The organism is Limnohabitans sp. Hippo4 (assembly GCF_003063605.1).
In the GTDB taxonomy this organism is placed as follows: Bacteria; Pseudomonadota; Gammaproteobacteria; order Burkholderiales; family Burkholderiaceae_C; genus Limnohabitans_A.
The window spans coordinates 216,463-241,291 of the sequence record NZ_NESE01000004.1; the positions used below are offsets into that span (position 1 = coordinate 216,463).

Genomic DNA, 24,829 nt, shown 5'->3' on the forward strand with positions numbered 1-24,829 from the left:
ATGCCGCATCCTTTGAAATTTATAGCGTTTGAAACCAGCACTGACATGATGTCGGTGGCGCTAGGGGTGGGCGATCAAACGTGGCACCTGCACACGCAAGGCGGCGCCAACGCGTCAGCGCAATTGATTCCCAGCATTCACAACTTGCTGGCGCAAGCGCAACTTCGCCTGTCTGACCTCAGTGCGTTGGTCATCGGTCATGGGCCTGGGTCGTTCACAGGCCTTCGAACCGCCTGTTCAGTGGCGCAAGGTTTGGCCATGGGGGCCAAACTGAAAGTGATACCCGTCGACACCTTGATGGCGGTGGCCGAAGATGCCCGCGCCAGTTTGTCAACAGCGCTCACATCGCAAGTCAGTGTGGTGATGGATGCCCGCATGGGCGAGGTCTATGGCGGTGCCTATGCGTGGCACGCCGACAGTGCGCAGTGGCACGCCACAGTGCCTTTGCAAGTAGGACCGCCGGCGCAAGTAGCGCAAGCCCTGATCACCGCGCATGAGGTGTCGGGTGTCTTGGCAGGCAATGGTTTTGAAGTTTACCCAGAAGCTTTTTCTGAAGCCTTGGCAAAGCGCAGCGATACACCTGTGGTGTGCGTGCCCGCCGTGCCCCATGCTTTGGCTTTGCTGCGTTTGGCGCCTGCACTCTGGACTGCAGGCAAAGCGGTTGACCCTGAAGCTGTGCAGCCGCTTTACATCCGTGACAAAGTTGCCCAAACCACCGCCGAGCGTGAAGCCATCAAGGCGGCCAAATTGGCAGGGCTGGCACCGGAGGGGTCATGACGGCGCTGACCCTGGGCCAAACACTTGAAACCGAGCAACTCACGGTGGCGTTGACCACCTTGACAGAGGCCGATGTGGAGGCCTTGGTGGCTGTGGAGAAGTTGGCTTACTCTCATCCTTGGTCATTGGGCAATTTCAGAGACGCATTCAAAGCCGGCAATTTGGCACAAGGCTTGAAGGCCGGCGATCAATGGGTGGGCTACTTCGTGGCCATGCAAGTGCTCGATGAAGTGCACTTGCTGAACATCACCGTGGCGCCCACGTTTCAGCGCCAAGGTTGGGCGCGTTGTTTGCTGCAATCCTTGAGTTTGTGGTCGCAAGTGCATCAGGCCAGCAGTTTGTGGTTGGAGGTTCGCGAAAGCAATGCGCGCGCGCTCAAGCTCTATCAAGCCTTTGGCTTTGAACAAGTGGGATTGCGAAAAGACTACTACCCTGTGGGCAGAAGCAGCCGCGAAGCTGCCGTGGTGATGCGCATGGCACTAAACTCTACCCAATGACCGACCACACTGACATTGACACCCGTTTTGAATTGGACGATCGCCAACGCGCGATGCTGGCCGAGATGGGCGTGCGTGTGTGGATGCCCAAGTCGAAGCCTCAGGCCACACCCCTTGCAGAAGAAGCTGTACAGACACCTGCAAGTGCACCTGTCACTGCACCTGCCTCATCAGCAGTTGCTGCGCCTGTGTCCGCGCCTGCGTCTGCGGCAGAGCCTGTTCGGTCCACAACGCCACCGCCCAAAATGGTCACGGTGCCCGTGGTGGACATTTCGGCATTGCCCGAAGGCATTGCGCAGATGGATTGGGCGGCCCTGCAAACAGCGGTGTCGTCGTGCACGGGGTGCGGCTTAAGCCAAGGCCGTCAACAAGCCATTCCGGGAGAAGGTCCTGCCACCGCTGACTGGATGGTGGTGGGCGATGCGCCTGGCGAGGATGAAGACAAAGCAGGGACCAGCTTTGCCGGTCCCGCAGGTCAACTGCTAGACAACATGTTGAAGGCTTTGAGTCTGACGCGCGCTGACGTTTACATCACGCATGCCCTCAAATGCCGCACGCCTGTGGGCCGCAGCGCCAGCCAAGTTGAGGTGTCGCATTGCGCGTCTTACTTGGCCAGGCAAGTGGCCTTGGTGCAGCCCAAAGTGATTTTGGCAATGGGCCGAACGGCGGCCTTGGCTTTGCTGCAAAGCACCGAGCCCTTGGGCAAGTTGCGCGCAGAAGTGCAAAGTTTCCACGGCGTGCCTGTGGTGGTCACTTATCCGCCAGCTTATTTGCTGCGCAATCAGGCCGACAAGGCCAAGGCTTGGGCCGATTTGTGCCTGGCTGCCAGCCTGGTGCAGTCTTAATCAGTCCTGCGCTGGCGCGGGCTTGGCTGGCCACAGCACGCTGGCAATCGACACCACCATCAAACCCATGGCGGCCCAGTCTTGCCAATGCAGGGTTTCATTCAAAGCCCAAGCGCCACTGAACACGCCCAAGATGGGAATCATCATCACACTCAAGGTGGAGGCCACGGGCGGCAAACTACGGGCCAAGTAAAACCAAGCGGCGTGGGCAAAGCCAAAGACCAACACGGCGTTGTACACAATGGAGGCCCAGTGCGTGGCGCTCGGTTCTTGCCAGCGATCGAACTCAAACGCAAACGACAAGAGGCCCATCACCACGGTGGTCATGGCCGTCATCCAAAAAGACAAAGTGAGTGTGGGCAAGGGGATGCTGGTGCGACGGAGCAATTGCGTGCCCAAGGCCCAAGTACTGGCGGCCACCAGGGCTAACACCACGCCAATGGGCTTGCCTGACAGGTTGGACAACTCGTGCCAAAGCAGCAAGACCACGCCCAATGCCGCAGCTGCAACGCCGCCCCATGCGCGTTGCGCCAATTGATTCTTGAACACCCAAGCGCCAATGAGCGCAGAAAAAATGGGCATGGTGTATCCCAAAATGGCCGAACGGCCGCTGGACAAATACTGCACAGCCAAAATGATCAAGGCATGCCAAATGAACATGTTGAAAATGGCCAGCACCAAGAGTTCACGCCAATAGCGCCTTGGAATTTGGAAAGGCACTTTCATGGCCCACAGGCCCAGGCCCAGCACCGGGGTGCCAATCAGCAAGCAGATGAAACGAAAAGTGAGGGGTGGAAAGCCCGTCACTCCCATTTTCATGATGGGCCAGTTCAGGCCCCAGACAACGGTGAGAAGTGCCAAGACCAGCCATTGGCGCGTGGTGAGTGAGTGCATGGGGCGATCTTAGAGGCAAACGGCTGGCATTGCTTTATCTGGGGCCGTCTGCTTGAGGCTGGTCGTTTGAAGCCTTTAAAATCAGGGCATGACCTTCTTAGAACAACTGCAAGGCGCCGAGCGCCAAAACGGCTCCCTGTTGTGTGTGGGCTTGGACCCCGAACCCAGCAAATTCCCTGCGGGCATGAAGGGCGACGCCAGCAAGATCTTTGATTTTTGCGCGCAGATTGTCGATGCTACGGCCGATTTGGCCATTTCGTTCAAGCCCCAAATTGCGTACTTTGCGGCCTACCGCGCCGAAGACCAATTGGAAAAACTGATGGAACACATGCGCCGCAATGCGCCGCATGTACCTGTCATTTTGGATGCCAAACGCGGCGACATTGGCTCGACTGCCGAGCAATACGCCAAAGAAGCCTTTGAGCGCTATGGTGCCGACGCGGTCACCTTGTCGCCCTTCATGGGCTTTGACTCTGTGCAGCCTTATTTGAAATACCACGGCAAAGGCGCGTTCTTGTTGTGCCGCACGTCCAACCCTGGCGGCGATGATTTGCAGAACCAACGTTTGGCTTCTGTAGAAGGCCAGCCGCTGATGTACGAACACATTGCCAAGCTGGCGCAAGGCCCTTGGAATTTGAACGGTCAATTGGGCTTGGTGGTGGGCGCAACTTACCCTGCAGAAATTGAACGTGTGCGCAGCTTGGCGCCCACCTTGCCTTTGCTCATTCCAGGTGTGGGTGCGCAAGGTGGCGATGCGGTGGCCACCATCAAAGCGGGTTACCGCCAAAGCCATGGCGCCACGACAGGTGCGGTCATTGTGAATTCATCACGCGCTATTTTGTATGCCTCATCAGGTGATGACTTTGCTCAAGCCGCGCGCAAAGAAGCCATGCGGACACGGGATGTCCTAAAAGCCGCAGCGCAAGGCTAAGCGGCTTCGGGTCACACAATGGTGTTCAGCGTCCTCACGCCTAGCCGCGTGCAGGGCGCTTTATTTTTGGAGCAATCGCTTTAAGTAACGACCTGTGAAACTGTCTGGATTCTCTGCCAGAGTTTCGGGCGTGCCAATGCCCACAACCGTACCACCACCGGAGCCGCCTTCAGGGCCCATGTCAATCAACCAATCGGCGGTTTTGATCACATCCAAGTTGTGCTCAATTACCACGATGGTGTTGCCAGCGTCGCGCAGTTGGTGCAACACTTTCAGCAGCAATGCAATGTCGGCAAAGTGCAAACCTGTGGTGGGCTCATCCAAGATGTACAAAGTGCGGCCGGTGTCGCGCTTGGACAATTCGAGTGCCAACTTCACACGCTGCGCTTCACCACCCGACAAGGTGGTAGCCGCTTGCCCTAAGCGGATGTAGCTCAAACCCACATCGAGCAAAGTTTGCAGCTTGCGCGCAATGGCGGGCACGGCGCTGAAGAATTCGTATGCCGCTTCAACCGTCATGTCGAGCACTTGGGCAATGTTCTTGCCTTTGTACAAAATTTCCAAAGTTTCGCGGTTGTAGCGTTGGCCGTGACACACGTCGCAAGGCACATACACGTCGGGCAAGAAATGCATTTCCACCTTGACCATGCCGTCGCCTTGACACGCTTCGCAGCGGCCGCCGCCATTGGAGGCATTGACGTTGAAGCTGAAGCGGCCCGGGCCATAACCGCGTTCGCGTGCAGCAGGCACTTCCGTCATCAAATCGCGAATGTGGGTGAACAAGCCGGTGTAAGTGGCGGGGTTGCTGCGGGGTGTGCGGCCAATCGGCGACTGGTCCACGTTGATCACTTTGTCAAAGTGGTACAGACCCAAAATGTCTTCGTGTGCGGCAGGTTCATCATGCGCACGGTGAATGCTGCGCGCTGCCGCGGTGTACAAAGTTTCGTTGACCAGTGTTGACTTGCCAGAACCCGACACACCTGTAACGCAAGTCAGCAAGCCCACAGGAAATGCAACGCGCACATCTTTCAAGTTGTGGCCTGTGGCGCCAATGATTTCGATGAAGTCTTTGCCGGGCGCGTGACGCTGGGCAGGCACTTCAATGGCTTTGCGGCCAGACAAATATTGCCCTGTCAAAGAATCGGGTGCCAACAAAATGTCTGCGCAAGTGCCTTGCGCCATCACGCGGCCGCCATGCACGCCTGCGCCTGGGCCCATGTCGATCACATGGTCGGCAATGCGGATCATGTCTTCGTCGTGTTCTACCACCAGCACGCTGTTGCCAATGTCACGCAAATGTTGGAGAGTGCCAATGAGGCGGTCGTTGTCGCGCTGGTGCAAACCAATGCTGGGTTCATCGAGCACATACATCACGCCTGTGAGGCCAGAGCCAATTTGGCTTGCCAAGCGAATGCGTTGGGCTTCGCCGCCCGACAGGGTGTCGGCACTGCGGTCGAGGCTCAAATAGTTCAAGCCAACGTCGTTCAAGAACTTTAAGCGCGAGCCAATTTCGCGCACCACTTTGTCGGCAATTTCGGCTTTGGCGCCACGCAGCTTCAAGCTTTGGAAATACGTTTGGGCTTCGCCCAGGGTGACATGGTTCACTTCGTAAATGGCGCGCGCTTGATCGCCCTCGCCTACGCGCACATGACGCGCTTCGCGGCGCAAGCGTGTGCCCTTGCAATCTGAACAAGCATGGTGACTGCGCATGCGCGCCAAGTCTTCGCGCACCACACTTGAATCGGTTTCTTTAAAACGTCGCGTGAGGTTGGGGATGATGCCCTCAAACGGATGCTTCTTGCTGACGCGTTTGCCTTGTGACGCACCCGACTCGACGATGTAACTGAACTTGATGTCTTCTTCACCGGAGCCCCACAAGATCACGTGACGCACGTTGTCGGGCAAAGATTCGAAGGAAGCTTCCACATCAAATGCGTAATGCTTGGCCAAGCTTTCCAGCATGCTGAAATAAAAACCATTGCGACGGTCCCAACCTTTGATCGCGCCACTGGCCAAGCTCAAAGAAGGAAAGGCCACAACACGGTCAATGTCAAACACCTCGGTGGTACCCAAGCCATCACACGTGGTGCAAGCGCCCATGGGTGAGTTGAACGAGAACAAGCGTGGCTCAAGTTCCGCAATGGAATAGTGGCACACAGGACACGCAAACTTGGCGTTGAACAGATGCTCTTTGCCCGTGTCCATTTCAACCGCGACCGCGCGTTGCTCTGCCAAGCGCAAAGCCGCTTCAAAACTTTCGGCAATGCGCTGGCGCAGTGCATCGCGTGCTGGCGCTTCGGCTTCATGGCGAATTTTGAGACGGTCGACCACCACATCGATGTCGTGCTTTTCGGTTTTCTTCAAGGTGGGCAAGTTTTCCACTTCGAAGGTTTCGCCGTTGATGCGAAAGCGCACATATCCGAGGGCTTGCATTTGCTCAAAGACTTTTTCAAACTCACCTTTGCGCTCGCGCGCAATGGGCGCCACGATCATGAGGCGCGTGTCTTCGGGTAATTCCAAAACGGCATCGACCATTTGGCTCACGGTTTGCGCTTGCAGTGCCAAGTTGTGATCGGGGCAATACGGTGTGCCTGCGCGGGCAAACAACAAGCGCAGGTAGTCGTGAATTTCGGTCACGGTGCCCACAGTGGAGCGCGGGTTGTGGCTGGTGGCTTTTTGCTCGATGGAGATGGCGGGCGACAGGCCCTCAATCAAATCCACATCGGGCTTGTCCATCAGTTGCAAAAACTGGCGCGCATAAGCCGACAAACTTTCAACGTATCGGCGCTGGCCTTCTGCATACAAAGTGTCAAAGGCCAAGCTGGATTTGCCAGAACCGCTCAGCCCCGTGATCACCACCAGTTGGTTGCGCGGAATGTCCAGGTCGATGTTTTTGAGGTTGTGGGTACGGGCGCCGCGCACGCTGATGTGCGTTTGGCGCAGGGCGCTGGCGAGGTAGGCACCATCGTCTGAATTGTGGGCAGCCAGGGCGGCCTCTTGCCGCGCAGCCGCCAGCTCAGCTTCCAACTGACGAACTTTGTCCATGGCACTAAGTGGCGTTGCCAAGGTGGTCAAACTAGCGGGGGCGTTGGGAGCGTTCAAAATCGGAGTGCCAAACAAAACCCTCGATTATCGCCAGTTCAGACCGTCCTGTCTTGATCTGCCAGTCAGCACTCGAAAGGCGGTTTCGTTGGGCAACAAAAAAGCCAGCTGACGCTGGCTTTTTGTGAGCCACCCCTCAAGGTGGCTTGGCGGGCTGAAGGCCCTGAGCTTAGGCCTTTTTGGCGTAGGCAGAGCACCAGCCATTGCCGGCCACTTGCTTGCCTGCAAACAGAGGGCAACCACCCGCTGCGTCGGAAGGTTTGCCTGTGTACAGAGCGCAATTGCTGCATTTTTGGCCAGCAGCGTACTTGGGGTTCTTCACTTTGGAGGCGTCAGCGGCGTAAGCCAATGCTGTAGCCTGTGGGTCTTTTTCGTTGACCATGGCTTGAGCCATGGCTTGGGTAGCTGCCAAGGCTGTACCGCCTAAAGCCACTTGCATCATGAAAACGCGACGATTGGTTTGTTTCATAAAATCTCCAGTGAAGTTGCAAAAAATTAATCCGGACGAATATTAACGTCAAAAATGAATTGTCGTCTCTGCCCTCGGCCAACAACTTGATTGATTTAGTCAAGGAATTGCGTCTGACAGGGAATGCTCCCTGAATCAGGGACAATCAGGGCTCAGAATAACCCTTATGCATGTAACCCCTTCCCCAGTTTCCAACCCGACAGTGACGCCTTCTCACGGCGGTGCTGACGCGCTCATGACCGGCCTTGAAAAGCGTTCCAGCTTCTCTTTGGCGTCCATTTACGCCTTGCGGATGTTGGGCTTGTTTGTGGTGCTGCCCGTTTTTGCCATCGAAGCTGCCAAATACCCTGGCGGGACCGATGCGGCCCTGGTGGGTTTGGCCATGGGCATTTATGGACTGACTCAGGGAGCCTTGCAGCTGGTTTTCGGCGCGGCCTCCGATAAATTGGGCCGCAAAAAAGTCATTGTCTTTGGCTTGTTGGTCTATGCCGGCGGCAGTTTTGTTGCCGCCGCCGCCGACTCTTTGTCGGGCCTGATTTTGGGCCGATCCTTGCAGGGTGCAGGGGCTGTCTCTGCGGTGGTCACAGCTTTGTTGGCCGACCAAACACGTGACGTGGTTCGCACCAAGGCCATGGCCTTGATTGGTGCCAGCATTGGTTTGATGTTCGCTTTGTCTCTGATTTTGGCGCCCGCTTTGAACACAGTGGCTGGTTTGCCCGGCTTGTTCACCCTCACAGGCGTGTTGGCCTTGGGCGGGGTGGTGGTGGCCATTTGGTGGGTGCCGCCTGAGCCTCCCCACCAAATTGCAGTACCCAAGGGCAGTTTGAAGGAAGTCCTGACGCATGTGCCCTCCCTTCGCAACAATTTAGGTGTGTTTGTATTGCATGCCGTGATGTTAGCCATGTGGGTGGCTGTGCCGCAAATGTTGGTAGACGCTGGCTTGTCCAAAGAGCACCATTGGTGGGTCTATTTGCCTGCTGTGTCTTTTGGCTTTTTGGTCATGGGCAAAACCCTTTTTCCGCTAGAGCGCAAAGGGTATCTCAGAGCGGTGTTTTTAGCTTCGGCCATGGTCATTGCCTTGGTCATGTTCAGCCTGGCGCTGGTCGCTGGTGGCAAGCCTGATTTAGGGTGCCTTGCCGCTATCTTGTTTGTTTTTTTCTGCGGCTCCAACATTTTGGAGGCCTGCCAGCCCAGCATTGCATCCCGTGCGGCGCCTCCTCATGCCCGAGGTACAGCCATGGGCTTTTACAACACCTTGCAGTCTTTGGGCTTTTTTGCGGGCGGTGCTGCAGGTGGCGCCCTCATGAAAGCAGGCGGCGCGCAGGTTTTATTCGGGGTGTGTGGCCTGGCCACTTTGGTCTGGCTTTTGGTTGCATGGTTCATGGCACCCATTGAGGCACCGGCCCGCTAACAAGCATAATTGCGACTGTTCACTTCAAGAGATTTCAAGGAAATAAACATGGCATCCGTCAACAAAGTCATTCTGATCGGCAACTGTGGCCGTGACCCCGAAATTCGCTACTTGCCTTCTGGCCAGGCCGTGGCCAACATCAGCATTGCCACCACCAGCCGCCGCAAAGACCGCACCTCTGGCGAAACGGTTGAAGACACCCAATGGCACCGCGTCACTTTTTACGACCGCCTGGCCGAGATTGCTGGCGAGTACGTCAAAAAAGGCCGCCCCATTTATGTCGAAGGTCGTCTGAAGTACGGCAAGTACACCGACCAAGCCGGCGTTGAGAAAAACACCGTCGACATCATCGCCACCGAAATGCAATTGCTCGGCGGCCGTGAAGGCATGGGCGGCCCCAGCGGTGGCGACGAAGACGGTGGCGCGCCTGCTCGCCGTCCTTCAGCCGCACCCCGTCCAGCGGCCAGTGCGCCTGCTAGCCGACCCGCCGCCAAGCCTGCCAGTGGTTTTGATGACATGGACGACGACATTCCGTTTTAAGCCGCATTCGCAGCCCTTAAACACCACGAGCCTGTTCTTTGCAACAGGCTTTTTTGTCAGCACTTGTATACCCCATGGGGTATATGATAAGATGACGCTTTCGTTGGAGACGACATGAAAAAGAGCTTTGAAATTTCATCTGGACTCAAAGGCGCCGTGTTGGCTGTTGGCTTGGTATTGGGTTGCAGCCATGCCTATGCACAGGGCGTGCAAACAGGGCCTGCTGTGAAGGTCATCACCGCTGGGAAAAAATCAGTTGCCAACATCAACGACATTGACGGCGTGGTGGAAGCGGTGATGCAAAGCACTTTGTCCTCTCAAATTGCGGGTCGCGTGCTCAGCTTGAATGTCAAAGCCGGTGACCGCGTCAAAGCTGGCCAAGTCTTGGCCACGATTGACGACAGAGAAACCCAAACAGGCGTGTTGAGAAGCCAAGCGCAATTGCAGCAAAGTGATGCCGAACTTCGTCAGTTGCAAATCGCTTTAAAGCGTACCCAAGATTTAAAAACACAAGGCTTTGTCAGTTCTGCGGCACTGGACCTGGCCGAGGCGCAATACAAAGCGGCCAAAGCCGGGCGTGACAGTGCGGGTGCAGCAACTGACCAGGCCAAAGTGACGCAGTCTTTTTCAAAAGTAACGGCTCCGTATGACGCATGGGTGTTGGAAACATCGGCACAAGCAGGCGACTTGGCATTGCCCGGCAAACCATTGATGACGGTGTATGCACCGCAACCCCTGCGGGTGGTGATGCAGTGGCCCGCTTCTGAAAAAAACAACCTGCCCAAATTGCAAGACATTCAAATTCAAATGGGCGCTGAAGCCATCAAGCCCGTGGCCATGCAAGTCATGCCCAATGCAGACGGCGTGAGTCAAACCATTGGCATCAAGTTGGATTTGCCGCGCACCGGTGTGGCCCTTCAAGCAGCGCCTGGCATGCAAGTGCGCGTACGCACAACTGGCACCTCGCAAGCCAAGGGCTTGGTGCCCGCCTCTGCCATCTTGCGACGCGGCGAAATCACGGCCGTGTATGTGGCCCAAGAAAACGGCTTCGCCATGAAACTGGTGCGCATTGGGGCAAACCATGGCAGTGCAGGCGTTGAAATTTGGGCTGGCTTGAAAGAGGGTGAGTTGATTGCCGTGGATGCCATTCAAGCCGGCATGAAAGGCGCACATGTCGCACGATAAACATCAGGATCAGCGGCCTGACCCCAGCAAGTTTGGCTTTGCCGGTCAGCTGGCCGCCAAGTTTCAAAACAACGCACTCACGCCTTTGTTGGCCATCGTGGCATTGCTGATGGGCTTGTTTGCCGTGATGGTCACACCCCGTGAAGAAGAGCCGCAAATCAATGTGACCATGGCCAATGTGCTGATTCCGTTTCCCGGCGCGAGCAGTGAAGACGTGCAAAGCAAAGTGGCCCGACCTGCCGAACAAGTGCTTGGACAAATTGCCGGCATTGAACACACTTATTCGGTGTCGCGTCCGGGCATGGCCGTGCTCACGGTGCAATTCAAAGTGGGTGTTCCGCGCACAGAAGCTTTGGTGCGTTTGTATGACGTGCTGAATGCCAATCAAAACTGGTTGCCGCGTGACCTGGGCACCTTGGCGCCCATCGTCAAACCCAAAGGCATCGACGATGTGCCGGTGTTGGCGGTCACTCTGTGGGGCAAAGATGCACCGTCAGCGCTAGAGCTTGAGCGTGTGGCTCGCAGTTTGGAGATGGATTTGAAGCAGGTGAAGGGCACACGTGAAGTGCAAACCATCGGCGGCCCAGGCCGAGCCGTTCAAGTGAACTTGAACCCGACACGCATGCGTGAGCGAGGTTTGGACATGCGCAGTGTGCAAAGCGCCTTGGCGGGTGCCAACGTGGGCGCACTATCGGGGTATGTGATGAACCCCGATCAATCAGCTGGCCAACGCATCCACATTGAAACGGGTTACTTTTTTGAGTCGGCCCAAGACGTTGCCGATGTGGTGGTGGGTGTGCACGCAGGCAAACCCATCTATTTGAAAGAAGTGGCGCAAATTGAAGAAGGTGCGCAGCAAGCCCAGCAATTTGTGAGCTACATGCCTGGCGCTTCACAGGCTGATTTGAAGGGTCAGATGTACCCCGCTGTGACGATGACCGTGACCAAGAAGCCGGGTGAAAATGCGGTCGATGTGGCGCGTGCTGCTCGTGCACGTGTTGAGCAAATGCGCAACACCGTATTGCCCCAAGGCATTGAAGCCACCATCACACGCGACTACGGCGAAACCGCTGCAGAAAAAGCCAACAAGCTGATTCAGAAGTTGGCCTTTGCCACCGCCTCGGTGATTTTGTTGGTGGGTTTGGCACTAGGCAAACGGGAAGCCATCATTGTGGGCGGCGCAGTCATTTTGACCTTGACCGCCACTTTGTTTGCCAGCTGGGCATGGGGCTTCACCCTGAATCGGGTGAGCTTGTTTGCCTTGATTTTCTCCATCGGCATTTTGGTCGACGATGCCATTGTGGTGGTGGAAAACATTCACCGCCATCAACAGTTGTACCCCAACAAGTCATTGAAAGACATCATTCCAGCGGCGGTGGACGAAGTGGGTGGCCCCACCATCTTGGCCACGCTCACGGTGATCGCCGCCCTGCTGCCCATGGCTTTTGTGTCGGGCCTCATGGGCCCCTACATGAGTCCCATTCCCATCAACGCCAGTTTAGGCATGGCGCTGTCTTTGTTGATTGCCTTCACAGTCACGCCATGGTTGGCCCTGAAGTGGATGAAGTCACACCATGGCCGTCACGACCATGAAGCCGCACACACAACTTTGCATGCCCCCGTCACAGGCTTTGCCGCGCGCTTGCCAGATTTGTTTGGTCGCATCTTGCGCCCCTTCTTGAACAGCAGCCGTCAACGCTGGAAGCTCTTGGGCGGCATTGTGTTGGCCATGTTCTTGTCGGTGGGTTTGGCTGGCATGCAGTGGGTCATCATGAAGATGCTGCCCTTTGACAACAAGAGCGAATTCCAAGTGGTGGTCGACATGCCTGCTGGCACGCCCTTGGAAAACACCGCCGCTGCATTGCAAGACTTGGGCGCCTATTTGTCGCAGCAAAAAGAAGTGTTGGACGTGCAAACCTATGCGGGTACCGCCAGCCCCATCACCTTCAACGGTTTGGTTCGCCAATACTATTTGCGTGCCGATGCCGAGCAAGGTGACTTGCAAGTCAATTTGGTCGACAAACACCAACGCTCAGAAAAGAGCCATGCCATTGCACAGCGCTTGCGTCCTGCTTTGGAAAAAATTGCAGCCGAACATGGTGCCAACATCAAGGTGGTTGAAGTACCACCCGGCCCGCCCGTGCTCAGTCCCCTCGTGGCTGAAATCTATGGTCCCGATGAAGCGGGTCGTCAGGCCTTGGCGGCCCATGTGGCAAAAATCTTTGCGCAATCGCCTGGCATTGTGGGTGTGGACACCTCACTGAAAGCAGATGCACCTCGGCAATGGTTGCAAGTGCGCAGACAGCGCGCCGAAACCCTGGGCATCTCTGGTGGTGCCATTGCTCAAACGGTGCAAGGTGCACTGCAAGGTGTCGATGCCACATACTTGCACGATGGCATCAGCAAAATGCCTGTGCCTGTCAGGTTGCAATTGCCGATTCAATCACAAGTAGGTTTGAAAGATCTGTTGGCCTTGCCCCTGCGTGCCGCCAATGGTCAGCTGGTGCCTTTGTCTGAATTGGTGGAAGTCAAATCGGGCGTGATTCAAAAGCCGCTGTTCACCAAAGACTTGCTGCCCGTGAGCTATGTCATGGGTGACATGGCAGGCTCACAAGACTCGCCTTTGTATGGTTTGTTTGGCATTCGTTCTCATCTCAAGGATGCCGCACTGCCAGGTCAAGGCGCATTGGGCGAGTACTGGACGCAGCAGCCTAGCGACTCCTACCGTGAGTACGCCATCAAATGGGATGGTGAATCGCAAATCACGTACGAAACATTCCGTGACATGGGTGCAGCCTATGGCGTCGGTTTGATTCTGATTTATCTCTTGGTGGTGGCGCAGTTCAAGAGCTACCTCACCCCCTTGGTGATCATGGCGCCCATTCCGCTCACCCTGATCGGTGTGATGCCAGGTCACGCTTTACTCAACGCTCAGTTCACCGCAACCAGCATGATTGGCATGATTGCCTTGGCCGGCATCATCGTGCGCAACTCCATCTTGTTGGTGGACTTTATTGAGCTGCAAGTGGCGCAGGGCATGGCCTTCAAAGAAGCCGTCATTCAATCGGCCGCAGTGCGCGCCCAGCCCATTGTGCTCACCGGCTTGGCCGCCATGATTGGTGCGTTTTTTATTCTGGACGACCCCATCTTCAATGGCTTGGCGGTGTCCCTCATCTTTGGCATTTTGGTGTCCACCTTGCTCACCTTGGTGGTGATTCCTGTGCTCTATTTTTCATTGTTCCAACCGAAGGAGTCTGTATGACTGTTGAACGCTACATCCGCATCATTGCTGGTTTATTTATCTTGACCTCACTGGCCCTGGGCATTGAGGGGAGCCCGCTGTTTGTCAGCTCGTGGGCCTTGGCCTTTACAGCTTTTGTGGGCGCTAACTTGTTTCAGTTTGGTTTCAGCAATGTGTGTCCGATGGGCTGGATTTTGCGCAAGTTGGGCGTGCCTGATGCCGCCCCTTGTTCCGCTTCAGAGTAAAGCGACAAAAAGAAACGGTTTGAAAACTCAGGCTTCCGCTGTCTCAACTTGACTGTGTGTCGACAAGCCCGTGCTGGCAATGACTTTTCGCCATCGTTGAATTTCAGTCTGCACATGTCGTGAGAGTTGTTGCGGTGTACCTGGCTTCACCTGCGCACCATCTTGCGCCATTCGGGCCCGCACTTCAGGATCGTTCAGCACTTCATTCAGTGTTTGATTGATCTTGTCCACAATCTCAGGTGAGGTGCCGCTTGGGGCAAACAAGGCGTACCACTGCGTCAGGTCGAAATCGTCCAAACCCCATTCTGACAAGGTGGGAATGTCTGGCCATTCTGTGAGGCGGTTGGGTGTGGCAATGGCCAGCGCTTTGACCTTGCCACTCTTCAGGTAAGGCAAGGCACTGAACAAACTAGGAAACATCCATTGGGCTTGGCCGCGCACCAAGGCATTGATGGCTGGCGCTGCGCCTGCATGGTGTTCACCCGCAGTCAAGCTTGAGCCTTCAACTGACAGTGTTCTGCGTAGCATTTCCGCGGCCAAGTGCGGAATGGTGCCTTCGCCTGCGGAGGCATAGTTCAAGGGCTTGTCAGTGGTCCTCATCAGGTCCATGAAGTCTTGAAAATTCCGAACAGGCAAGGCCGCATTCACTATCAGCAGTGTGGGCGAGTAACCGACCATGCCGACAGGTGCAAAGTCTTGCTCAGGGTTGTAGCGCAGCGATTGCATCACCGGGTTGATGCCATGCGTTGCGATGTAGCCAAACATCAGTGTGTGACCATCGGGCTGAGAAGCCGCAACATACTCTGCGGCCACACTGCCGTTAGCGCCTGTTCGGTTGTCCACGCTCACCACATTGCCCAACAAGGGGCCAATTTTGCGCGTGATGATGCGCGCCATGGTGTCGTTACCGCCCCCAGCACTGGTGGGCACAATGATTTTGACCTCGTGCTGTGGGTAATGGTCTGCCAATTTCTGTGCTTCAATTTTTTCTGAGCTTGGACTTGGAAACACGTACTGCGGCAAATGCAATTCGCCTTGCATGATTTTTCGAGCAGTTCGGACCAAGGCTGCACGCACCACATTGAGGTTGACGCCTTCGCCTGTGAGTTCAACGTCCAAATCAATTTGTCCTTGCGGGTGCACCACTGACAATGGATGCCGGCCTGCTATGCGCGTGATGCCACTGGCCACAGTGCCGGGCATGGCAAAAGCGGTCACCACGCCAATGGCCCCTGTGACCGCGTGTGACATGTGGCATTTGTGCGGCGTGAAATATCTGGAAACAATGCTGTCAGCTTGATCCCCCTCACTCACCAAGACAGGTTTGGGAATCACGCTGTTTGTGACATCGCCCAAGCCCATGCGCCGCCCCATTTCAAGTCGGAGTTTTTCAATGCGCTCTAAGAGGGGGCGGTTGGCGTCCAATTCAGCAGGACGTTCCCGCCCCGTCACGCCCATGTCTTTCGCACGCAAAATCATCAAAGGCATGGCGGCATCAATGCAAGTGATTTCTAAGCCATCGACAACATCAATGCGATTGCCTGTTGGGAAAACTTTGCCAGTCACTGCGCCCCAGGCGTCCAAGAAATTCAGCAAGATGGGTGCAGCGGTACCAGCAACACCGTCAATGCGTGCGTCGCCTTCGTAAGTGACTTTGCGACCTGGCGTGCAAACCGTTGACTCAATGGTGGCGCCCGTGTTGACGTTGTGAATGCGAACGGTGGTGGTGCCTTCTTGCGCTTCAATCAGTCCTTGCTCAATTGCAAAGGGTGCGACGCCGGCCAACATGTTGCCGCAATTAGGCCGTGTGTCGACAGACTGGTGACCTACGCCAACTTGCGCAAACAAATAATCCAAGTCACAGCCGGGCTTTTGGGAAGGAGAGACGATGGCGACTTTGCTGTTCAAAGTGCTGCCTCCGCCCAGTCCATCCAGTTGCAAAGGATCGGAGGCGCCAATCGCGCCAATCAAGGCTTGATCGCGTTCAGCATCGTTGTCTGGTAGCCATTCACGAAGAAAGAAAGGCCCACGAGACGTTCCTGCGCGCATCAACACGCATGGGATGTTGCGATGGGTCATCATCAATCCGCTTGCAGTTTGGCGCGTTGAACGACGCTTCGCCATTTGGCCAGATCTTTTTTAACCAAATCACCCAGCTGCTCGGGGGTGCCCGACTCAACGTCGGCACCATGGCCTTCCAAACGTTTGATGATTTCAGGATCGGCCAGCGCTTTGTTCAAGCTTTGATTCAGTTTGGCAATGGTTTCTTTGGGCGTTTTAGCGGGTGCAAAAAAACCGTACCACTGTTCTACATCGACGCCGTCAATGCCCTGCTCTTTCAGAGTGGGAACGTTAGGCAAGACACTTGAGCGTTTCGCGCCCGCAATGGCCAGGCCGTTGAGTTTGCCTGATTTGATGTAAGGCAAGGCTGTAAAAAGACTGGGGAACATCAATTGGGTTTGACCTCCAATGGTGTCTGTAATGGCTGGTGCTGAGCCTTTGTAGGGCACATGCAGGGGTTGCGTTTGGGTGGTCAGTTTGAACAACTCTGCCGTGAAGTGGGGTGCTGTGCCATTGCCAGCAGAGGCAAAGCTGTAAGCGTCAGGCTTGTCCTTAAGCAACTTGACCAATTCCTTGACATCTTTGGCCTTCACTGTGGGGTTGACGACCAAAACAGTGGGGGAGTAACCGACCAGGCCCACTGGCTCAAAGTCTTTGATGGGGTCGTAACGCAATTTTTGCAAGGCAGGGTTCATGCTGTGCGTCGCAATGTAACCAAACATCAAGGTGTTGCCGTCGGGTGCTGCGCGTGCAACGTACTCGGCCGCCAAAGCGCCGTTGGCGCCTGCTTTGTTTTCCACAATCACGGTTCGACCCAGCAGCACACTCATTTTTTGTCCAACCGTGCGTGCCATGGCATCGTTGCCACCGCCGGCCGCTGTCGGCACGACGATGGTGATCGGTTTGTCGGTTTGAGCCCAAACGGCCATTGCAGGCAGCAAACAGATTGCTGCGATCCATTTTTTCATTGTCATCATGTGAGGTCCTTGGTGGCGCTGAATGCAAACACTGCTCAGCGAATGACCCCGATCTTCGCGAAAAAAATTGTTTTGTTGAAGTGCAATTTTTAATATGATTGATGCATGAAACGCATCAATTTCGATTTGCAGCAGTTGCAAGCCTTCATCGCTGTGGCCGAACGCGGTAGCTTTCGCTCAGCTGCCGATCACATCCATTTGTCGCCCCCTGCGCTCAGCCGACGGATTGAAAAGTTGGAGTCCATCATCGGAACTCGCTTGTTCAATCGCACCACGCGGGAAGTGGAGTTGACCAGTTTGGGTCGGGTTTTTCTAGACCGGGCACGCTCGGCCATTGATGACCTTGAATCGGCCATGCTGGGTATTTCTGACATTGCGGCCACCCGAAGTGGTCGCGTGACGGTCGCCTGTGTGCCTTCTGCTGCACTTTATTTTTTGCCACAGGTTATTCGCAGTTTTTCTGCCAAATACCCGTCCATCCGCATTCGTGTAATTGACGAGTCGATGAACCAGACTTTGCAAAGTGTTTTAACGGGTGAATCAGATTTCGGCATCGGCTTCATGAGCAATCTCATGCCAGAAATCACGTTTGAAGCCATTCACAGCGATCCATTTGTCTTGGCGATGAGAAGGGACCATCCGCTGGCCAAGCAAAAAACCATCAGCTGGTCGGCGATCGAGGGAGAACAACTGATTTCTGTTTCTCGCAGCAGCGGCAACCGTCAATTGTTGGACGATGCCATGACCAAATCGGGCATGCACCCCGACTTTGCCTTTGAGGTCAGTCACATTGGTACTTTGTTGGGCATGGTAGAGGCTGGCCTTGGGTTGGCAGCGGTGCCACGCATGGCCCTGCCCGTGAACCATGCCGCTGTGATTGGCCTTCCCTTACGGCAGCCCACCATTTCTAGAAGTTTGGGTCTGTTGCGCAAGCAAGGCGCTGCGTTGCGACCCGCCGCAGCCATGTTCCATGAGCATTTATCATCTGCACTGCGCAGAAAAAAACAATTGGCCTAGGCTTATTGCTGCCAAGCAGCTTGAATATTTTCAAAATTAGGTAAGCTTGCAACGCTTTTTATCCACCAACTTTCAATCGACGGAATCGCATCATGGATTTGCAACTCAAGAACAAAACAGCACTGGTCACGGGCGCCAGTGTGGGCATTGGCCGCGGTATTGCGAAAGCATTGGCTGCCGAAGGTGTGAGGGTTGCCATCTCTGCACGGCGCAAAGAAAAGTTGGAGGAATTGGCGCAAGAAATTGTGGCCTCTGGTGGCTTGCCGCCAGTGATCATTGAATCGGACTTGTATGCTGAAGACGCCGCTGCCCAACTCACATCAGCTGCCATTCAAGGCTTGGGCCATGTCGACATTTTGGTCAACAACGCTGGCGGTTCACGCAGCTTCAAAGATTTGCATGTGAGCGAGGAAGCCTGGCAAGAAGCCATCACTTTGAACTTTCACCGCCCCCGCCAAGTGGCCGATGCCTTGATTGATCAGATGATTGCACGCAAGTGGGGCCGCATCATCAACATCACAGGCAAGAGCGAACCCGATCACGTGAATGGTGCTTTCTGTGCCAAAGCGGGTATTCACAGTTGGGCCAAAGGCTTGTCGCGCATGGTGGGACCCCACGGCATCACCGTGAACTGCATACCGCCTGGCCGCATTCACTCCGAACAAATTTTCCGCAACTACACCCCTGAATACCGTCAGTGGCAATGCGAAAACGAAATTCCCATGGGCCGCTATGGCGAACCTGAAGACATGGCCAACTTGGTGACCTTCTTGTCGTCCCCCTTGGCCAGCTACATCACAGGTGCCGTGATTCCTGTGGACGGTGGTTTGCGCCGCTATCAGTTCTAAAAGGCAAATAACGCAAGATGTGACTAAACTGTTTGCATCAAAGGAGACACACATGACACAAGAAAAAAAGTACAACCGCCGCGAAGTCGGTACCTTGGCGATGGGCGCTGCATTGGCAACGGGTGGTTTAGGCCTGGCAACATCCAGTGCCCAAGCGCAAAGCAATTGGCCCAGCAAAGCCATTCGCTTTGTAGTGCCCTTTGCCCCTGGCGGCACCAGCGAAATTGTGGCGCGCTCCGTGGCGGCCGAGCTCACCAAGCAATTGGGTGTCAGTGTCTATGTTGAGAACAAACCCGGCGGTGCTGGCGTAACGGCCATGGTGGACGTGTCCAAGGCTGCACCCGATGGACACACCATCATCTTGGGTCACGTGGGCACCTTGGCGGTCAATCCATACATGCTGAAAAACCAACCCTACGACGTCAACAAAGACTTCATGCCGGTCACATTGCTGGCCAAAGTGCCCAATGTGTTTGTGATTCACCCCGATGTGCCCGCCAAAAACTTCAAAGAGTTTGTGGCCTATGCCAAGAAAAATCCAGGTCAACTCAATTATGGTTCTGCAGGCAATGCCAGCGCAGGTCATTTGGCCATGGAGTATTTGAAGTTGGTGACCGGCATGTACATCACGCACATTCCTTACCGCGGCACGGGCCCTCAGTTGACGGATTTGTTGGCCGGACGCACACAAGCTTCTTCTGCGGGCATGCCCGCATTGGGTGCGCACATTCGCAGCGGCAAATTGCGCGCCATTGCGGTGGGTACGCAGCAGCGCATTCCTGCATTGCCCGATGTGCCCACAGTGGCTGAGTTGGGCTTTAAGGATTTCGAAACCTCACAGTGGTACGGCATCATGGCCCCCGCTGGCACACCGCCTGAGATTGTGAAGCGCTTGCAAGAGGAGTCTTACAAAGCGCTCAAATCAAGTGCAGTCACAGAACGCTTCGCGACTGACAACGCGGTGGGCGGTGGCGGCCCTGCGACGGAATTTGCCGCTTTCATTAAAAATGAGCAGCGCATTTGGAGCGACATCGTTAAACGCGCAGACATCAAGGCCGATTGATGTCAATGCAAGCTAAGTTGGAGTTGGCATGAGTTTGGATGTCTTGGTCATTGGAGGTGGAAACGCCGCGTTGAGTGCGGCGTTGATGGCCAGAGAAGCTGGCGCCAGTGTCATGGTGCTCGAATCTGCGCCGCGTGAATGGCGTGGTGGCAACTCGATGCACACACGCAATTTGCGCTGCATGCACGATGCACCGCAAGATGTGTTGGTTGACGCCTACCCAGAAGAAGAGTTTTGGCAAGACTTGCTCAAAGTGACTGGCGGCCTCACCGACGAGCACATGGCGCGATTGGCCATTCGCCACTCCCACCATTGCCGCCCTTGGATGGTCAAACATGGTGTGCGCTTTCAGCCCTCTTTGTCGGGTGCCTTGCACACAGCGCGAACCAATGCGTTTTTCATGGGTGGTGGCAAAGCGCTGATCAATGCGTATTACCGCAGCGCCGAAAAACTCGGCATTCAAATTCACTACAACGCTGAAGTCAACGAACTCGAGTTGGAAAACGGTGTCTTCAAAGCCGCGTTGGTGAAGCACAAGTCACCCCAAGGCGAGGTCTTGCGCACCGAGCGCATCACGGCCAAAGCCTGTGTCATGGCGGCGGGTGGTTTTGAATCCAATATTCCTTGGCTGAAAGAGGCATGGGGTCAAAACGCGCAAGGCGAATTTCCGGCGGACAACTTCCTCATTCGCGGCACCAAATTCAACCAGGGTACTTTGCTCAAGCATTTGCTTGACAAAGGTGCTGACCAAATTGGCGATCCCACACAAGCCCACATGGTGGCCATTGATGCGCGTGCGCCTTTGTACGACGGCGGCATTTGTACCCGCATTGATTGCGTTTCCTTGGGTGTGGTGGTGAACAAAAATGCCGAACGCTTCTACGACGAAGGCGAAGATTTTTGGCCCAAGCGTTATGCCATTTGGGGCCGCTTGGTGGCGCAGCAACCTGGTCAAGTTGGTTACTCCATCACGGATGCCAAAGCCGTAGGCCGCTTCATGCCGCCCGTGTTTGAAGGCACTGTGGCGCAAACACTGCCCGATTTGGCGCAGAAGTTGGGCTTGAGTGTTGACACCTTCATGGCCACCTTGAATGCCTATAACCAAGCTTGCGTGCCCGGTCATTTTGACCACACCGTGCTGGACGATTGCCATACCGAAGGCGTGACGCCGGCCAAAACACACTGGGCCTTGCCGCTCGATACCGCTCCTTTTTATGCGTATCCCGTCAAACCTGGCGTCACTTTCACGTACCTTGGTTTGAAGACCGACGAGACCACCGCTGTCAGGTTTCAAGACCAAGCCAGCCCCAACTTGTTTGTGGCGGGTGAGATGATGGCCGGCAACGTGTTGGGCAAGGGCTATACCGCCGGTGTGGGCATGACCATTGGCACCGCTTTTGGACGCATCTCCGGTGAACAGGCTGCGCGTGCTGCCTTGGGCACACCCGCTTCAGTGCCCACCTTGGCACAGCGTGTCATGCAAGGCACTGCCGACTTAGACACTTTCGTGTCTGCATGAGAAGAACAACAATGCAAACACTTCAGCAATTGACACAAGAAGCACAAGCTTTGGCGCGTGGCGAAATCGTTTTAACGGGTTCTGAAAAAGAGGTTGCCCGTCAACTTCAAATTTGCAATGGCTGCCGTTATTGCGAAGGCTTCTGTGCGGTATTTCCGGCCATGACGCGGCGCTTGGAATTTGGCAAAGCCGACATTCATTACTTGGCCAATTTGTGCCACAACTGCGGCGCGTGTTTGCACGCCTGTCAGTACGCACCGCCGCATGAATTTGCCATCAATGTGCCCAAGGCCATGGCCACCGTGCGCGGACAAACCTATGCCGATTACGCGTGGCCGCCAGCGCTTGGCACGCTTTACCAACGCAATGGTTTGACACTGTCTTTGGCCTTGGCGGCCAGTTTGACTTTGTTCATGTTGCTGGCGTTGCAAAGCAATGGCACCTTGTGGGGTCCGTTGGTGCAAAACGGCCAACAAGGTTTCTACGCCATCTTTCCGCACAACCTCATGGTGAGTTTGTTTGCGCCTGTTTTCTTGTGGGCTGTGTTTGCGCTGGGCATGGGCGTGCGCAAGTTTTGGAAAGATGTGACCCCTGCCACCAGTGGCGCGCCTTTGAGTACACCTGCAGCAGCCGAGGCCACGCACGATGCGCTGAAGTTGAAGTACTTGGGTGGTGGTCATGGCGATGGTTGCAACAACGAAGACGACGCCTTCACCTTGGCGCGCAAACGCACGCACCACCTCACGTTTTACGGGTTCATGTTGTGCTTTGCTGCGACCAGTGTGGCCACCCTGTACCACTATGCTTTTGGCTGGCCAGCGCCTTACGATTTCACCAGCCTGCCCAAAATCTTGGGCACCATCGGCGGCATTTCTTTGGCGCTTGGCACCTTGGGCTTGTGGCGTCTTAATTTGGCACGCGACCCCAAGCACGGCGATGTCCAACAACGCCCGATGGACCGTGGCTTCATTGCTCTGTTGTTCTTGATCAGTGTCACAGGCTTGACCTTGATGCTGTCCAGAAACACCGCCGCCATGCCTTCATTGTTGGCACTGCATTTGGGCTTGGTGATGGCCTTGTTTTTGACTTTGCCTTACGGCAAATTTGCACACGGCATTTTCAGAACGGCGTCGTTGCTGCGTTTCTCTGTGGAGAAACGTCAGCCTAGCAAATTGGCGCTGGGCAACGACTGAGTTTGTTCAGGCCAGCGTGGTGGCGGCGTTGATCACGCCTCCGCCCAAGCACACTTCGCCGTCGTACAGCACTGCACTTTGTCCGGGCGTCACAGCCCATTGGTGCTCATCAAAGGCCAGTGAAAACTCGGCCACTTGCGACGACGTCAAGTGACAAGCGGCATCCGCTTGGCGATAGCGTGTCTTGGCGGCATAGCGTCCTGCAACGGGTGCAGTGCCTGCGCACCAACTGGCATCGGCCGCATCCAACTGCGGCGACAAGAGCCATGGATGGTCATGCCCTTGCACCACCCACAAAATATTCTTCGCCATGTCTTTGCGCGCCACAAACCAAGGCGTGTGTTCACCGCCGCCGCGCTGCGCGCCTTTTTCTTTGATGCCGCCAATCCCTAAACCTTGGCGTTGACCCAGTGTGTAAAAACTCAAGCCCACATGTTTGCCGATGGTGCGACCCGTTGGATCTTTAATAGGACCTGGCTCTTTCGAAATATAGCGATTTAAAAACTCACGAAAAGGTCGTTCGCCAATAAAGCAAATGCCCGTCGAGTCTTTTTTCTTGGCATTGGGCAAGCCAATCTCTTCCGCAATTTGGCGCACTTGCGTTTTAAGTAACTCGCCCACAGGGAACAAAGTTTTGGACAACTGCGCTTGGTTCAAGCGGTGCAAAAAGTAGCTTTGGTCTTTGCTGTTGTCCAGTCCTTTAAGTAATTCATGCAAGCCCGTGGCTTCGTTCAATCGCACACGCGCATAGTGTCCCGTTGCAATTTTTTCGGCCCCCACGTGCATGGCGTGGTCTAAAAAGGATTTGAACTTGATCTCGGCATTGCACAGGATGTCGGGGTTGGGCGTGCGGCCTGCTTGGTATTCGCGCAAAAATTCGGCAAACACACGGTCTTTGTAGTCAGCGGCAAAATTGACATGCTCAATCTCAATGCCCACCACATCGGCCACGGCCGCGGCATCGACAAAGTCGATGTTGGACGAACAAAACTCACTGTCGTCATCGTCTTCCCAGTTTTTCATGAAAATGCCGACCACTTCGTGGCCTTGCTTTTTCAACAAATGGGCGGTGACGGCGGAGTCGACGCCGCCAGACAATCCCACAACGATACGGTGATGCTTCATGGCTTCAATTATCTCTTGATCAACCCCCTGGCGATGAAGAATCTATACTTGGGCGAATCATGAACCCGCCAAGCAGCCCGACCGCCATGCACAAACTGCGAGTGGCCATCAGCACTTTTGTGCGCGATGTGGCCCGCGGCGTGCTGACGCTGACCCACAGTGGCTTGGCCATGTTGGGCTTGGTTTTGGTGGTGGGGCTGGGTGGCGCCGTCTTTCGCCCCGATTTGCTCAGTCAAGCCGAAACCTCGGTCTATGCGTTTCTGCGTGAGCGTCAATTGAGTTTGTGGTGGGAGCCTCAAAATACGGCCGATCGCGCCACAGCGACCGATTTGAAAGACATCCCCAGCAGGCAAGCTGCGGTGGCAGCCTGGCTGGCCAAGAAATACAAGGTGGCGCCTGAGCCCATTGCCGCCTTGGTGTCGGAGGCTTATGCGCTGTCTGAAACCTCACGTTTAAAACCCCACTTGATTTTGGCGGTCATGGCCATCGAGTCGAGCTTTCACCCTTATGTGCAAAGCCAGGCCGGCGCGCAAGGTCTGATGCAAGTCATGACCGAGATCCATGCCCAAAAATACCAAAAGTACGGTGGCAAGCTGGCCGCTTTCGATCCTTTGACCAACATGCGCGTGGGGGTGGCGGTCTTGCAAGAGTACATCCGACTCAAAGGCGGCTCGGTCGAGCAAGGCTTGTTGTTCTATTTGGGCGGTGACAGCATCCAGGGCGAAACCGATTACGTCGCCAAAGTCTTGGCCGAACAGGCCAGGTTGGACCAAGTCGCCGCAGGCATCAAAGTCAGCACCCAGCCCTGAACCGACTGTTGGCCTGGCATTCTCTGACCTTGTAAGTGGATTTAAACCCCTTGCATCCCTTTTCGTGTGATATCGAGCAC

21 protein-coding genes are annotated in these 24,829 nt (G+C 55.4%); 15 read left to right on the top strand and 6 right to left on the bottom strand.

What is annotated here, in order from left to right; genetic code table 11:
• From tsaB to B9Z46_RS12020, 3 genes are read left to right on the top strand one after another with little or no spacing between them, the layout of a single operon-like run.
• Positions 1-777: a tRNA (adenosine(37)-N6)-threonylcarbamoyltransferase complex dimerization subunit type 1 TsaB gene (gene tsaB, locus B9Z46_RS12010; protein ID WP_199220600.1), complete on the top strand. Its 777-nt coding sequence runs from the start codon at positions 1-3 to the stop codon at positions 775-777.
• On the top strand, positions 774-1,274 hold the full coding sequence (gene rimI, locus B9Z46_RS12015) for a ribosomal protein S18-alanine N-acetyltransferase (RefSeq protein WP_108256763.1): 501 nt from the start codon (positions 774-776) through the stop codon (positions 1,272-1,274). Before tsaB ends, rimI begins: the two co-directional genes overlap by 4 nt.
• On the top strand, positions 1,271-2,119 hold the full coding sequence (locus tag B9Z46_RS12020) for a uracil-DNA glycosylase (protein ID WP_108256765.1): 849 nt from the start codon (positions 1,271-1,273) through the stop codon (positions 2,117-2,119). Before rimI ends, B9Z46_RS12020 begins: the two co-directional genes overlap by 4 nt.
• Here the strand turns inward: B9Z46_RS12020 and B9Z46_RS12025 are convergent, their stop codons facing one another.
• The gene (locus B9Z46_RS12025) at positions 2,120-3,013 is read right to left on the bottom strand and encodes a DMT family transporter (protein WP_055359309.1); all 894 of its coding nucleotides are present in this window, start codon (positions 3,011-3,013) and stop codon (positions 2,120-2,122) included. It lies immediately after the preceding gene.
• 88 nt (positions 3,014-3,101) lie between these two features.
• Between B9Z46_RS12025 and pyrF the strand changes: the two genes are divergently transcribed.
• Entirely contained in the window at positions 3,102-3,944 is an 843-nt protein-coding gene (gene pyrF, locus B9Z46_RS12030; protein ID WP_055359308.1) for an orotidine-5'-phosphate decarboxylase, read from the top strand.
• Between the two features lie 60 nt (positions 3,945-4,004).
• Here the strand turns inward: pyrF and uvrA are convergent, their stop codons facing one another.
• Positions 4,005-6,989 (bottom strand): excinuclease ABC subunit UvrA, encoded by a 2,985-nt coding sequence (gene uvrA, locus B9Z46_RS12035; protein WP_108256767.1) that lies wholly within the window; start codon positions 6,987-6,989, stop codon positions 4,005-4,007.
• A gap of 226 nt (positions 6,990-7,215) precedes the next feature.
• Positions 7,216-7,515, bottom strand: a complete 300-nt coding sequence (locus tag B9Z46_RS12040; protein ID WP_369907447.1) for a high-potential iron-sulfur protein — start codon at positions 7,513-7,515, stop codon at positions 7,216-7,218.
• Between the two features lie 235 nt (positions 7,516-7,750).
• Here B9Z46_RS12040 and B9Z46_RS12045 point away from each other — a divergent pair, with 235 nt between their 5' ends.
• The 5 genes from B9Z46_RS12045 to B9Z46_RS12065 all read left to right on the top strand — a co-directional run bounded on the left by B9Z46_RS12045 (position 7,751) and on the right by B9Z46_RS12065 (position 14,137).
• Entirely contained in the window at positions 7,751-8,926 is a 1,176-nt protein-coding gene (locus B9Z46_RS12045; RefSeq protein ID WP_108256902.1) for an MFS transporter, read from the top strand.
• Between the two features lie 48 nt (positions 8,927-8,974).
• Positions 8,975-9,466 carry a single-stranded DNA-binding protein gene (ssb, locus tag B9Z46_RS12050; RefSeq protein WP_055359306.1) on the top strand — a complete coding sequence of 164 codons (492 nt, stop codon included), beginning with the start codon at positions 8,975-8,977 and terminating at the stop codon, positions 9,464-9,466.
• A gap of 114 nt (positions 9,467-9,580) precedes the next feature.
• Positions 9,581-10,651, top strand: coding sequence for an efflux RND transporter periplasmic adaptor subunit (locus B9Z46_RS12055; RefSeq protein WP_108256769.1), 1,071 nt, complete (start codon positions 9,581-9,583; stop codon positions 10,649-10,651).
• Entirely contained in the window at positions 10,638-13,913 is a 3,276-nt protein-coding gene (locus B9Z46_RS12060) for an efflux RND transporter permease subunit (RefSeq protein ID WP_108256771.1), read from the top strand. The genes B9Z46_RS12055 and B9Z46_RS12060 overlap by 14 nt, the downstream gene beginning before the upstream one ends.
• Entirely contained in the window at positions 13,910-14,137 is a 228-nt protein-coding gene (locus B9Z46_RS12065) for a DUF2892 domain-containing protein (protein ID WP_055359303.1), read from the top strand. Before B9Z46_RS12060 ends, B9Z46_RS12065 begins: the two co-directional genes overlap by 4 nt.
• A gap of 27 nt (positions 14,138-14,164) precedes the next feature.
• Here the strand turns inward: B9Z46_RS12065 and B9Z46_RS12070 are convergent, their stop codons facing one another.
• Both B9Z46_RS12070 and B9Z46_RS12075 read right to left on the bottom strand, forming a co-directional pair.
• Positions 14,165-16,216, bottom strand: coding sequence for a 4-oxalomesaconate tautomerase (locus B9Z46_RS12070; RefSeq protein ID WP_108256904.1), 2,052 nt, complete (start codon positions 16,214-16,216; stop codon positions 14,165-14,167).
• A gap of 2 nt (positions 16,217-16,218) precedes the next feature.
• Positions 16,219-17,172, bottom strand: a complete 954-nt coding sequence (locus B9Z46_RS12075) for a Bug family tripartite tricarboxylate transporter substrate binding protein (RefSeq protein WP_369907448.1) — start codon at positions 17,170-17,172, stop codon at positions 16,219-16,221.
• Between the two features lie 108 nt (positions 17,173-17,280).
• Here B9Z46_RS12075 and B9Z46_RS12080 point away from each other — a divergent pair, with 108 nt between their 5' ends.
• The 5 genes from B9Z46_RS12080 to tcuB all read left to right on the top strand — a co-directional run bounded on the left by B9Z46_RS12080 (position 17,281) and on the right by tcuB (position 22,815).
• Positions 17,281-18,192 carry a LysR family transcriptional regulator gene (locus B9Z46_RS12080; protein WP_055359302.1) on the top strand — a complete coding sequence of 304 codons (912 nt, stop codon included), beginning with the start codon at positions 17,281-17,283 and terminating at the stop codon, positions 18,190-18,192.
• 92 nt (positions 18,193-18,284) lie between these two features.
• Entirely contained in the window at positions 18,285-19,040 is a 756-nt protein-coding gene (locus B9Z46_RS12085; RefSeq protein WP_108256773.1) for an SDR family NAD(P)-dependent oxidoreductase, read from the top strand.
• Positions 19,041-19,092: 52 nt separating this feature from the next.
• Positions 19,093-20,103, top strand: a complete 1,011-nt coding sequence (locus B9Z46_RS12090) for a tripartite tricarboxylate transporter substrate binding protein (protein ID WP_199220601.1) — start codon at positions 19,093-19,095, stop codon at positions 20,101-20,103.
• A 28-nt stretch (positions 20,104-20,131) separates the two neighbouring features.
• A complete protein-coding gene (tcuA, locus tag B9Z46_RS12095; protein WP_108256775.1) occupies positions 20,132-21,622 on the top strand; it encodes an FAD-dependent tricarballylate dehydrogenase TcuA in 1,491 nt (496 codons plus the stop codon).
• Between the two features lie 11 nt (positions 21,623-21,633).
• Positions 21,634-22,815 carry a tricarballylate utilization 4Fe-4S protein TcuB gene (gene tcuB, locus B9Z46_RS12100; RefSeq protein WP_108256777.1) on the top strand — a complete coding sequence of 394 codons (1,182 nt, stop codon included), beginning with the start codon at positions 21,634-21,636 and terminating at the stop codon, positions 22,813-22,815.
• 6 nt (positions 22,816-22,821) lie between these two features.
• On the opposite strand, the gene mnmA is transcribed toward tcuB, so the two are convergent.
• Entirely contained in the window at positions 22,822-23,940 is a 1,119-nt protein-coding gene (gene mnmA, locus B9Z46_RS12105) for a tRNA 2-thiouridine(34) synthase MnmA (RefSeq protein WP_108256779.1), read from the bottom strand.
• Between the two features lie 86 nt (positions 23,941-24,026).
• On the opposite strand from mnmA, the gene B9Z46_RS12110 reads away from it, so the two are divergent.
• A complete protein-coding gene (locus B9Z46_RS12110) occupies positions 24,027-24,749 on the top strand; it encodes a lytic transglycosylase domain-containing protein (protein WP_108256781.1) in 723 nt (240 codons plus the stop codon).
• Positions 24,750-24,829: the final 80 nt, after the last annotated feature.